This window comes from Agrobacterium vitis, assembly GCF_013426735.1.
In the GTDB taxonomy this organism is placed as follows: domain Bacteria; phylum Pseudomonadota; class Alphaproteobacteria; order Rhizobiales; family Rhizobiaceae; genus Allorhizobium; species Allorhizobium vitis_D.
Map to the genome: position 1 here is coordinate 33,974 of NZ_AP023276.1, position 12,354 is coordinate 46,327.

The following is a 12,354-nucleotide window of genomic DNA, read 5'->3' on the forward strand; positions in this document are numbered from 1 at the left end:
CAGTGGCACAGATCAGAATTCACAACCTGCGCAAGGAATTCGGGGCGTTCACCGCCGTGCAGTCCTCGTCATTTACGATCGAGGACGGCGAGTTCTTTATGCTTCTGGGGCCTTCCGGTTGCGGTAAAACGACGACATTGCGGATGATGGCCGGGCTGGAATTACCGACCGGCGGCGAGATCTTCATCGACGGTGAGGAAGTCGCACAGAAGCCCGCCAGCCAGCGCGATATCGCCTTCGTTTTCCAGATGTTCGCGCTGTATCCACACATGAACGTCCGCAATAACATTTCCTATCCGCTGATCAGTCAAGGCGTGCCACGTGCCGAGGTAAAGGCGCGGGTTTTGGACGTCGCCCGGATCCTGAAGATTGATAGTATTCTGGAGCGTCCCGTTGGCGGATTGTCGGGAGGCGACAGACAACGTGTAGCGCTGGGTCGAGCCATCGTGCGGCGACCGAAAGCCTTCTTCATGGACGAACCTCTGGGGGCTCTTGACGCAGAGTTCCGTGAACACATGGCGCAAGAGTTACGCGCGCTGCACGATCGGATCGGCGCGACAACCGTTTACGTCACGCATGACCAGCTGGAAGCCATGCAGATGGGTGACAAGATCGTCGTCATGAACCATGGCGTTGTCGAGCAGTTTGGCAAGCCCCAGGAGATTTATGACTGGCCAGCGACAAAATTCGTAGCGCGATTTATCGGTTCGCCAGCGATGAACCTGTTTGATTTCGATGGCTCTATCGGACCGGGCAATAGCAACATCGATCTTTCCGGACAGCGTTTCGGCATGCCCGAAGTCCGTGAAGGAGCATCTGGAAAGCTGACGCTAGGCGTCCGGCCGGAGCATATCCGTTTCGATGACGCCTCAGCCTACAGGGGACGCGTATTGGCGACAGAGTATTTGGGAACGACCCAGATTATCACTCTGGACACCCCAAACGGAGAAGCGAAGGCGCGCACCTCGTCCAAGCAGGTTGTGCGTACCGGCGAGTTGATCGGTCTCGGCTTCAACCCAACCACTGTGACGATTTTCGAAGGCGTGAAGGGGCAGGCATTGCTGTCTGCCGGCAACGAGGGAGTTCTGCGTCATGGCTGACATCAGGCTTGAAAATGTAACCAAGATGTTTGGCCAGCACGCGGCCCTTGACAATGTTTCGCTCCGGATTCCTGACGGGTCATTCGTCGTGCTGCTTGGCCCGACGGGAGCCGGCAAGACGACGACGTTACGCATAGTGTCCGGGCTTGACAGGCCGGACCAGGGGGACGTCTATTTCGGCGGATTGCCCGTTCGAGATCTCACACCTGCCCAACGCAACGTTGCCATGGTTTTCCAGCAATACTCACTTTATCCGCATTTGACCGTGCGCCAGAATCTTGAGTTTCCGCTCAGATCGCCCCTCCTGAGAACACCCCAGGATGCCATCGACAGCAAGGTGAACCAGATCGCGGAAACCCTGCAAATCTCCCATAAACTCGACAACAAGGCGACAGCTCTCTCCGGCGGGGAGATGCAGCGCGTTTCCATCGGCAGGGCGCTGGTTCGCAACCCGCAAATTTATCTGATGGACGAACCCTTGAGTTCCCTGGATGCCAAGCTCAGAGCCGATCTGCGCGTGGAACTGAAAAACATTCAAGCCAAGTCAGGCGCCACCCTCCTCTATGTGACGCATGATCAGATCGAAGCCATGACAATGGCAACCCATGTCGGCGTACTTGAGGAAGGGCGGCTGGTTCAGTTCGGATCGCCGCGCGAGATCTACGAACAACCCGTCAACGTCTACACTGCAACACGCCTGGGGCAACCGCACATCAATATTCTGGCAGCGGATCTTTTTCCTGGCGCTCCATTCGGTGCTGTCACGATGGGTCTGCGGCCCGAACACATTACTCAGGGCGAAGGCCAGGATGCGATCGTCAGACGCGTGGAGCATCTCGGCGACCAGACCCGCTTACATCTTGCGTACAAGACAATCGAACTGATCACCGTCACAGACCCCCACACACCGCTTAAAAGCGGCGACATATTGAAGATACAACCGGACCAGCCTTTATATTTCAGGGCGGACGGCACGCGCCTCAACTCGTAGCAACAGGTCACGAGCCACCCGGTTCGAGCCCTGTTTTTATAACATCATGAATAAAGGTCGTTCCGTACTTTAGGTCGGACAACCCCTGAGAGGACTTATTATGGGACAATTCATCAATAAGAGGGAGAGTATCGTTACCGAGGCTATCGACGGCTTGCTCAGAATGAGTGGCGGGGCCCTGGTACGCCTTGATGGCTTTCCGCACATTCGCGTCGTATTGAGAGGTGACTGGAACAAGTCAAAGGTCGCGCTCGTCTCTGGAGGCGGCTCAGGACACGAGCCCGCGCATGCAGGCTTTGTAGGGGAGGGGATGCTGACAGCCGCTGTCTGCGGTGATGTGTTTGCCTCTCCAAGCGTCGATGCCGTTCTTGCCGGCATCCTTGCGGTTACGGGTCCCGCTGGATGCTTGCTGATCGTCAAGAATTATACAGGCGATCGCTTGAATTTCGGCCTGGCTGCCGAGCGAGCCCGCGCGTTCGGCCTGAATGTCAATATGGTGGTGGTCGGCGATGACGTCGCACTGCCAGATCTGCCGCAGGCGCGCGGCGTGGCCGGAACGCTGCTGGTTCACAAGATCGCCGGAGCGCTTGCCGAGGCAGGCGAAGATCTTGAATCGGTGACGGCCGCCGCCAGGCGCGTTTGTGCTGGCGCCAAAAGCATCGGCATGTCACTCGATACCTGCACCGTTCCAGGTTCCCCGAAAGAAGATCGCATTCCCCATGGAATGGTAGAGCTTGGACTGGGCATTCACGGTGAAGCAGGTGTCGAGCAAATCGCGTTTGTCGATGCAAAGACGGCGATGCAGGCCGTTGCAGACAAGCTGACTGCCGCGATGGACAATCGACCGCATGTTGCCTTGATCAATAATCTCGGCGGCACGTCCAGTATCGAGATGTCCGTTTTGACGCATGAACTCTTCAACTCGTCGATCGGCAAACACATCTCGCATGTCGTAGGTCCGGCTTCGATGATGACATCCCTCGATATGCACGGGTTCTCCATAACGATCTATCCAATCGAAGAGGTCGATCTCAAAGCGCTCGCCGCACCTGTTCCCATCGCAGCCTGGCCTGGTCTTTCCGTGGTCAAGCCAGTTCACGTCGAACGGCTGCCTGACGGTCTGACCCCGATCACGCCGCAGCCATCCGAGCATCGCGAAACCCGCGCGTTCGTCATCAAGTGCTGCAAGGTCCTGATCGCCGCCGAGCAGGATCTCAACGCTCTGGATGCGAAATCCGGCGATGGTGATACCGGATCAACACTTGCCGGCGCAGCGCGTGCACTCATCAATGCCATTGATCGCCTGCCCCTTTCAGACCATACCCAGCTTTATCGTGCGATCGGTCTGGAACTGAGCCAGACGATGGGCGGCTCTTCTGGCGTGCTTCTGGCAATCTTCTTCGCAGCGGCCGGAGACGCTGCCTCAAGTGGTCTACCGATGTCCGGTGCATTAAAGGCTGGCCTTGCCCGCATGCAGGAAATCGGCGGCGCACGTCTTGGCGATAGAACCATGGTTGATGCACTGGCGCCAGCACTCGACGCACTGGACAAGGGTGTTCAATCGGCAGCCACTGCGGCCCGCGCCGGCGCCGATCTAACAGCCACGCTTCTGAAAGCAAAAGCCGGCCGTGCTGCTTACATCAATGCCAAGCAGCTTGAAGGACATGTCGATCCTGGCGCTGAAGCCGTCGCAAGGTTGTTCGAACACCTGGCCGCTTGATCGATGCACGATGCGAGCGTCTGTCTGGTTCAGATTGAACCTGACAGACGCTCGCTTTTTTTGTCATTTGTGTTGTCCGGAAAACCGGGTTTCACGTTTCCAAAAATCGGGGTGTCGCACAGTCGCGGTGAGGTCTGGCTTTGTTCAGCAGCGCCACACCGCGCTAAATCTGGCAGCCGACAGACATACAAATAAACAGACAGACAGACAGACAGACAAAGAAATCAAGAAATCAAGAAATCAAGAAATCAAGAAATCAAGAAATCAAGAAATCAAGAAATCAAGAAATCAAGAAATCAAGAAATCAAGAAATCAATTCATATATATACAAAAATACACACAAACGAATATAGATTACACAGTTCTTATCCTGCCCCGTCACGTGTTTATTGCCACACTCCTGCGCCACACCCTACGTAATCCCTTGGAAATCGGCCCCACTTTTCACCCTAACCTCTTTGCTTAAGATCTTCGCCCCACCATGAAGTGTCGGCTAAATTGCTCGATATCCTCTGGTCTCATGCAAGCTGATGCATGAAACTCGTATTTCTGCACAGTCCTTGCGAAAGTTGGTCACGCATTCAGCTTTTGTGGATGATGATGCATGTGGTCCACACCTCGCTTAGACGCGACCAATGAACAGATGTCGATCCTCATTTGCGCCTGCATGTGAGCAAGTTTTTCGTGTCATGCGACCTGCACTGCCTCCTCAGCTATGGATGCCTAGCCTTGGCATGACACATCGCTTGTCAGCACGGAGGAATAACTTCCCGATGGATGGTCTTCTCCGCTAAGCAGGTCGTTCCTTGGCCTCCTCTGACCGTCTATAAAGACCAGCTCATTCCCCTCTCCAGTTCTCACTTCATTCCCATCATCACTCTCCCATCACTCCCACAGACAACACTCATATTTTTCCCCCAGCACTCAACAGCTTTCAACCTCCCTCTCCATCCTCGCAATGGCTCCCATCACTGCTCCCACCATCGACGACATTCGCCAGTGGCTTGGTGTCGATTTCACCAGCTGGATCATTGCGAATGCGCAGAAAGTAAGTGTGCATGCATTCATCTCAAGTCGTGTTGATCGCTGACAGGACATAGATCGTTTGGTGCCTTGATATCGACGGCACCTTGACCGCTGTTGGCAAACACCTCACTTCCGAGGCCAACGCCCTCCTCAAGGCTCTTGCCAAGCATGTCCTGCTGATCACCGCCCAAGCCGAAGACTACTGCACCAAGATCGGCGTTGAGCCCACCGCCAATCTGGTCACTGAGAAGGGGTTCATGACCCGTATCAATGGCGTGACCACCACCAAGGATGCTCCCCCCATGGTCGAGGAGTTCGCCGATGCCATGGACGAGTTGATCAAGGGCGACCCCAACCTCTTCCTCAACCGTAAGATGGCTGGCTATGCGGTTGGCCATGTTGGCAAAGACAAGCCCGCCTCTTGGAACAAGGTCCTCGCCCTGATGAACCAGCAGGCCGCCAGTTACGCTGAGGTCTATCTGGTCGAAGAAACCGCTGGCTTTGTCGATATCACCATGAAGTCCCTCAGCAAGGCCACCTCGTTGCTCGAAGGCATGAAGCACTTCCCCGGTCACGTGTCGATTGCCTGTGGTGACAGCCGCAACACCGATGGCCCCATGCTCAAGGTTGCCGATATGGGCATCATGGTCTCCAACAATCTCCCGAACTTCGCTTGCGTTGCCGATCACGAGACCATGCTTCAGGTTCTTGCTTGGTTCCTGACCCTTCTCAACTGATGTAACAGCACATGACACGGAAGGAAGGATGGAACAGTAGGACGGAACGGGCAGGAGGAATGATAGGGGACTGGGGAAGGCATAGGCAACAGATGGGAATAGCGCGGAGGATTTCATTGACACACTCATTTGTTATATAAGCCATCAATAAAACTCACTTTTGAGACCCATCTTGAAGTCCAATTTTGAAAACTGTCTTGAAAATCCAAAATATGACCAAGTGTAAACAGTCTGCCTCACCTTTGCGAGGCTGGGGTCCCCCCCGAAGCGAAGCGAAGGGAGCGGGTGCGCGAGTAAAGGTGAGGCAGACTGTTTACACTTGGTCATATCCTGCCAAAGATCACATCATCCTCGATGACTTGGTATAAGCCATAGTTCAAGACGGATCCCTTTTCAGAGACAGACTAAAGCGTTTCTGCTCTTCATAGAATCGCAGCAACGCTTCAGCTCTTTGTTTTTACGCATTTGTCAGCGGTTGAAACCGGGCGACCGGTCACGGTCGGGATACAGCGTCTCACTTGGCGGGCGCGGCGATCCGGTATCGGCGGGGGGGAGTTCCTGGGGCGCTGAAGCGGCTGGACGCTGAACCGGTTTCGGTCCACGCAGCAGGATCTTGGCCGTCCATCGTTCGAGCATGCGGGCGGTATGACCGGGACAGGATTTGATAGACGCGCCAAGCCGGGAACTTTCCAGAACCGCTCCAGAATTGTTGTCCGCCAACTGGCCAGCCGTCGTGACTGCTGCGCGAATGTCGCTGCGCTGGAGATATTTCGCACCATCCGCGATGCGCTTGAACGCAGAATCAGCCTGGATCGGGTCCTCGTCGGCGATTGCGAGCTGGGCTGTGACCAGCGACGACCGTTGTTTCGGGGTGAACGCGGCGAGATGGTGGGATAGATTATAGGAGACGATGTTCCGGTAAGCCTCGCTGTCGTGATCCATCTGTTGCACAGATGTGAGATAGGCGACCTTCTCGTCCGGGTCGAGATCCGCCACCCGCAAGGTCAGCCTATACATGACGTCTTCGTCAATCGCATCGGCATCCGGCATCCGGTCCGTTGACAGGAAAGGCCTTTCATCCTCGTCCATGAAGGGAACGAGCTGCGCCTGCGCCGCAAGGTCCGGCCGTCCGGAGGGCGCCATGAGCCGATCGATGGCGAAGCGGAACGCGTTGCCATTATCCTCGGTGGCTGTATTGCTCAGCATCGACTGAAGGGCTTCGATCCTCGACCGGTGCGGCGCGGTGTACCATGGCTGATCCGGCCTGAGAGGCGCTTGCTGCGGCTGCTCAACAGATCGCAGGATCTGGCGAGCGACGAGTGGCTGGAGTTCCGGGTCGAGACGTTCGAAACATTTGGAAACGGCGTTGAGGCCTTGCATCTTGTAGGAGTCATCCTCGGGCAAGTTGCAAATTCCGGTTATGAGAGCCGTCTGCTCGTCCAGCTCGAAGGCATCGGCATGCACGCCACACGCTGCGAGCAGGCGCGACCGGTCCTGACCTGGCGTTTTGGCCTCGTTCAGCATGTTTTTACGGTCGCCTTGTTCAAGGCTGTCGAGATGGCCAGCCAGATGTTCGAGAGCCGAACTGCGATCGGGTTCATCAAGCAGAAGGCTCTCGTTAACGACCAGGCTGCGCTCAGCAACCGGAACACGATCAACCCTTGCGGCGAGTTCGGCGACCAGATGATCGGCCAAGCGGTACTCGGCCACATGTCTCACCAGCTTGGAGCGCTGATCCGGCTCAATATAGTCGATATTACGGATAAGGTTGAGGACACTGGCCTCCTGGAAATCCTCTCCCTTATGGGCAAGGACGCCGCTGGTGATATGGCGGCGCCCTTCCTTACTGTGCAACGCGACGAGACCCGACTGGGTACGCAGATAGGATAGGGTTTGCCCTTTAACAGTGTTCTCCGGCGGCGCGACGGGGAAGCGCGCGACGGTCTCGTCCCAGCCCTTCAGGGCGATGTTTATTTGCTTGACCCGTTTTTCGCCGAAGGAATAAGCAATCCTTTTTTCAAACCTTGGGCTTAGATTTCGAACCCGCCCAAGATGCTTCAGCGTTGTGATCATATCGTCTTCAACGACGAGGTAATGGTTGATCAGGTCGTGGATCTCGGTCGGCAGATCGTTCAGCCCGAGAGGTTCGTTCCGGGGCACCTGCGCACTGGGCGAGAGCAGACGGGTGCGCTTTGCCTTCGGCTCCCCCTCGGAGTCTGTCGTGCTGGACGAATCGGTCCCAGACGCCACGCGCCGCAAGCGCTTGCCCATGTTGTCACTCGCTTTCTGTCTAATCGACGCTCATATACTGCGACCGGTTGCGCTTCTGTACTTCCTTGATCTGCAGGAGGAGAAGGCGCTGGGTCTCCAGAGCCTTGGAGCTGGCCGACATGTCCAGCTGCACTGGAGCGCGAGACGGCGGCACTGGCTCGGCGGCAAGCGGCGCGTCATTGATGGCGATGCCGAACTCATCCTCGTCATCCTCTTCTTCGAAGGCTTCGTCCGGGTCTTCTTCATCCTCGATCTCCTCCTCCTCAAAGGGGACCTCCTCGTCCGCATCAGCCGCGTCATCGTCCGGCGTGATCGACGGGTCGTCCTGTGGAAGCAGTTTTTCAGCTCCAGACGCCCTCGGAGCGATAACGAACGGCGTCGCTGTCAGGGATAGCGGCTCAGGCTCCGGCAACTCACCCGTCTGGCCTTCGAAAATCCGTTTCAGATGGCGGTCGGCATAATATTTGACCTTGTGCATATGCAAGGGCGGCTGGCCCTTGATCAGCACAATCTGTCTGTCGTCGTCGATGAGACGCACCTGTTCGGGCCGCAGCAGCCGAGCGCCCTGGTCGCTGACCTGGATGTTGCTGTCGAACAATTCCTTGGTGGAGTGGGATTTGCTTTTCTGCTGGAAGGTATATTCGCCGATCGATTTGGAGATATATTCTGGCGTATCGTCATCGGCGGTGGCCATGAAGACCTGGACGCCTGTATTGGAGAGGAAGTTTTCCTTGCCTGCCTGTTCATAGGCGCCCGTCAGAGCCGAAAGGCTCTGAATGATGAACATGAAGCGCCCCTTGTAACCGGCGATTGTGGTGACCGCCGTTTCGATCGCCTCAAGCTGACCCAGATGCTTGAATTCGTCGAGCAGAAACAGGACCTCGAAGATTTCGTCCTTCTGTGGCATTTCCCGCTGGAGGATTGACACCGTCTGCTGGAAAAACAGCCGAACGAGCGGAGCGACAACTTCCAGATCGTTCGGGCTGATGCAGATATAGACAGAGGTCGGGTCACGGCGCAGGTCGTAAATGGAAAAATCAGACCGCGCGGTAGCATTCTTGACCATCGGATCGGCCCAGAGGTTGAGGCCGCCGTCGCCCAACACGGAGGTATAGGAGGTGATGATCTTGGTGTCGTTTCCCGCCATGTTGTCGAAGATACGCACGACCTCAGGAATCTTGCTCTCCTCCGCCAACTGGGCGAACAGCTTGTATTTTTCGCCCGGCGAGGCGAAGAGATCATAAACCGCGCCGATGGTCGGATTGCCACGCTCGATGCAGGCAAGAATACCGCCGACAAACAGATCGCGCGCGCCGTCAATGAAGCCTTCGGCGCCCTTGCCCTTGGAGACAATCAGATTGTGGGCGAGCCGGCGCGTCTCGGTGAAGCGACGCTCGGGCGGCATGGCAACGATGTCGAGCACCGGATTGTAACAGTGGGTGCGGGCGTTTTTATCGAGCGGGGAGAATTTATAGATGCGGTCGCCCTTGGCCTTGCGCGCACGCGATGTCAGCTCGAAAAGCTCGCCCTTGACGTCGAGGGCAAGCACCGAACCGTTGAACGTCAGAAGCGTTGGAATAACGACGCCAACCCCCTTGCCGGCACGAGTCGGGGCGACCACGAGACTGTGGGGCTGCTCGCCATTGGTCAGATAGTGGCCAGCTCCTCCTGGCCTTCCAGTCTTGCCGAAGACCGGCCCGGAGATCCGCCGATAGGGCCTGATATAACCGTTGCGCCGCATTTCCTGAAAGCGTGCCCAACGCGCCGTACCAAAATGCTTCTCCTTGAACAGGACCTTCGCCATAATCGCCAGAATAAGCACCGTCGTTATGCCGAGGATGGTCAGGCATCGGATGAAAACGTCAGACATCACGCCGAGATAGAAGGGCGTCTCGTACCAGAAGGCCAGAAGGTCGAACGTCTCAAGCGCCTGCGCATTGATGCCGTGTCGCAGCGAAACATAGAGGCTGCATAGGATCAGGCCCGCCGGCAGCGAGAAGACGAGGCCGAAAACCAGAGCGTGAAGTTTGTTCTTGCCGTCCTGAATCATGTGTCATGCCTTCTAATACCAAAGCTCGAAGACGCTGACACATCCTCGCTTTGAAGCGATTTAGAATATCTCAAATATATCAACGCATTGAGATATTTGAAAACGGAATATGAACTGCCATTTTCAGTGGCTCTTCGTATAAGCCGGCTATTCAACAGACCGACCGCCACGCAGCTGTGCCTTCAGTATCAGGCCCGGCCACCGCGCCGGCGTGGTCGCTCGTCATAGGGAGGCCGCACAAGGTCCACGTCGCGGGAGGCTCTTTGCATCTCCTCGCGGCTCGGTCGCGCCGGTCTCGACGGCGGCGGGGCAGGAGGCAGGCCGTCGCCGGATGGCCGTTCCCCACCAAGGCCCTTGCCCTCTGCGGGTACCGACACGCTATCGCTTAAACCCTTCGAGCCGAGCCGGCGAATGGGCGTCCGCCCGTCCCCCGCCGTGCCCTGCTGCCTTCCCTCGCTCATCGCGCTCAATCCGCAAAGGATGCGGCGCCGCGAGCGCGGCTATGATCTGATCGCGAATCCAGATTGCGCTTGCCGGGGATGGGGCCACTATCACTGTCACTGTCGTCTCCGAGGCCGGGGGGCACCTCGCCGACAGCCGAGGAGATCCGCCCGATCTTGAAATCCTTGGACACTCGACGCGTATTGACGACACCAGCGAGATCATTATCGGATAATCTATCGAACCGCGGCGTTTGCTGTGTCGTCGGCAGGCCCGTACGCCCCTTGGCGCGGCTGGACGCGGCAGACTGGTCGTCGCTGCTGTCGTCTCCGAGGCCAGCGGGCGCCTTGCCGGCAGTCGTGGACAGCCGTCCGATCTTGAAATCCTTGGGCACCGGACGTGGATTGACGGCACCAGCGAGATCCTTGTCTGTCAAATTCCTGTCCGTCACAGTCCCGGTCCTGTCTGCTCCCGCCCTTTCGCGAGTCTTAACGACGCGAGCCGGTTTGCGGGTCGGCGGAGCCCCGTCCTGCGAGCTGTCCGAGGCAACTGACTTTTCCACGAATGCTTGTTTACGCGGTTTTTTCCGAGTGTTTGCTGTCGTCGTTCCCACATCGCTTTCGTCATCCGCGTCGTTTTCGTTGGAGGAACGGTTTGCCTCTCGGGCCATTCTTTCCTGCGCCTTGATATGTCTCAGCGGCGTGTCGGGCGGCAGGGACGGCAGATCCCGAAGGCCGACGGAGGCCGGTCTCGTGACCCGCAGCGACGAAACGCTGGGTGCCTTCTCAACGTCGGAGCCGTTGGACGCGACCGCTTTGTCGGAGGCGATGGAGGATGAGCTAAGGGTCGCACTTCGCTCGCTCCGGTTCGACGCAACGAGAGTGTCACTGCTCGATTCACCAACGGAAACGTCGCGCAGGGTATCGTGGTGACGGGCGACGGCGCCCGTTCGAAAGGGAATGGGTTGCCTGCTCGAAGCCTCGTGCTCGGCTTGACGCTCCTCGACCCAGTCCGAGACCCTGTTCGTTGCCCGGCCTTGATTCTGTAGACCTTCCTTGAAACGAGCGGCTCGATCCGAGGAGGAAAGCTCCATCCCCTCGTTCCCCTTAAGCCCAAGCGCATGGTCGGACCAAGCGTTCCCCGCGGCCTGCGCCGCGTCCCTCCTGATATGATAGGCGTCCATATCTCTGGCGGAGATGGGTGATGGCTTCGGCCTGGGAAGGATACGGCGCAACAGACCGCCATAGCGTGTGGTCTTTTGCCCGGTCTCGAAATCGTAGGTCACAGCGCGCTCGAAGATGGCTCGCCCCGCGAGCCGCCCCAGACTGCGCGTTTTCGTCTCCTGCGTACCGTCCTGACTGGGGGCGATCGTCATCGAATAGGAGCCGACATGCCGCTCCATGGTACGCCATGTCTCTCTCCTGCCATCCGGCAGGCCAATAGCCTCCCGCCGGCTGCGGTGCCAGCCGCCGAAATCGTCATGCTCCAGGCTCTCGTGACGGCCGTCCTTCGACTTCGACCAACGGGTGCTGCCGAAAAGATCGCCCTCGCGGGTGCCGATGATCTCGCCATCCCTGTCGTAATCTTTCCCGGACGAAAAGAGACCGCCAAAATAGCGCCGGTCTTCGGATTTCTTGCCTTTGCCCGGGTAATATTCGGTGTCCTTCTTCCGGACCCAGTTGGATTCGTGCTTGGTGCCGCGCATATAGAGATCACCGTTTTCGCTGCGACCGGCGAAAGCGTAGATATCCTCCTTGGTACTCAGTCCAAAGGGCAGGCGCCTTTGCTCCTTGTAGGTTTGGGTGACCTTGTTGAAGTCAGGCGTTCTCTTGTAAATGCCGAGAGACAGCGCCCTGTCTTTTACACTCCCTGCATCGGTGATCAGGAATGTCTTGGCGTCCTTGTCCCACAGTGCAGCCATGATGAGGCTCCTCGTGCGCGGTTAGAGCGTTTCGGTGAAAGCAGGATCGCTTTCAAATTTGGACAATGCGGTAGAACAGAAAGACCGAGCATTTTTG

At 57.3% G+C, this 12,354-nt stretch carries 10 protein-coding genes; 5 read left to right on the forward strand and 5 right to left on the reverse strand.

Annotated features, from left to right (window positions below):
• Positions 1-2 precede the first annotated feature (2 nt).
• The 4 genes from H1Y61_RS25700 (at position 3) to H1Y61_RS25715 (ending at position 4,277) form a co-directional block, all read left to right on the forward strand.
• On the forward strand, positions 3-1,100 hold the full coding sequence (locus tag H1Y61_RS25700) for an ABC transporter ATP-binding protein (RefSeq protein WP_180575662.1): 1,098 nt from the start codon (positions 3-5) through the stop codon (positions 1,098-1,100).
• A complete protein-coding gene (locus H1Y61_RS25705) occupies positions 1,093-2,091 on the forward strand; it encodes an ABC transporter ATP-binding protein (protein WP_174113258.1) in 999 nt (332 codons plus the stop codon). The genes H1Y61_RS25700 and H1Y61_RS25705 overlap by 8 nt, the downstream gene beginning before the upstream one ends.
• A 100-nt stretch (positions 2,092-2,191) precedes the next feature.
• A complete protein-coding gene (locus H1Y61_RS25710; RefSeq protein WP_174113257.1) occupies positions 2,192-3,811 on the forward strand; it encodes a dihydroxyacetone kinase subunit DhaK in 1,620 nt (539 codons plus the stop codon).
• 34 nt (positions 3,812-3,845) lie between these two features.
• On the forward strand, positions 3,846-4,277 hold the full coding sequence (locus H1Y61_RS25715) for a hypothetical protein (protein ID WP_180575663.1): 432 nt from the start codon (positions 3,846-3,848) through the stop codon (positions 4,275-4,277).
• A 468-nt stretch (positions 4,278-4,745) separates the two neighbouring features.
• On the opposite strand, the gene H1Y61_RS27000 is transcribed toward H1Y61_RS25715, so the two are convergent.
• Positions 4,746-4,871, reverse strand: a complete 126-nt coding sequence (locus H1Y61_RS27000) for a hypothetical protein (RefSeq protein ID WP_268884062.1) — start codon at positions 4,869-4,871, stop codon at positions 4,746-4,748.
• Positions 4,872-4,941: 70 nt separating this feature from the next.
• Here H1Y61_RS27000 and H1Y61_RS25720 point away from each other — a divergent pair, with 70 nt between their 5' ends.
• Positions 4,942-5,574, forward strand: coding sequence for an HAD hydrolase family protein (locus H1Y61_RS25720; protein WP_174113256.1), 633 nt, complete (start codon positions 4,942-4,944; stop codon positions 5,572-5,574).
• A gap of 468 nt (positions 5,575-6,042) precedes the next feature.
• On the opposite strand, the gene H1Y61_RS25725 is transcribed toward H1Y61_RS25720, so the two are convergent.
• From H1Y61_RS25725 to H1Y61_RS25740, 4 genes are all read right to left on the reverse strand, one after another.
• On the reverse strand, positions 6,043-7,845 hold the full coding sequence (locus H1Y61_RS25725) for a hypothetical protein (protein ID WP_180575664.1): 1,803 nt from the start codon (positions 7,843-7,845) through the stop codon (positions 6,043-6,045).
• Between the two features lie 19 nt (positions 7,846-7,864).
• Entirely contained in the window at positions 7,865-9,892 is a 2,028-nt protein-coding gene (virD4, locus tag H1Y61_RS25730) for a type IV secretion system ATPase VirD4 (protein WP_409364016.1), read from the reverse strand.
• A 191-nt stretch (positions 9,893-10,083) separates the two neighbouring features.
• Positions 10,084-10,356 (reverse strand): hypothetical protein, encoded by a 273-nt coding sequence (locus tag H1Y61_RS25735; RefSeq protein WP_174113253.1) that lies wholly within the window; start codon positions 10,354-10,356, stop codon positions 10,084-10,086.
• Positions 10,357-10,361: 5 nt separating this feature from the next.
• Positions 10,362-12,257, reverse strand: a complete 1,896-nt coding sequence (locus H1Y61_RS25740) for a hypothetical protein (protein WP_180575666.1) — start codon at positions 12,255-12,257, stop codon at positions 10,362-10,364.
• Between the last annotated feature and the right edge of the window lie 97 nt (positions 12,258-12,354).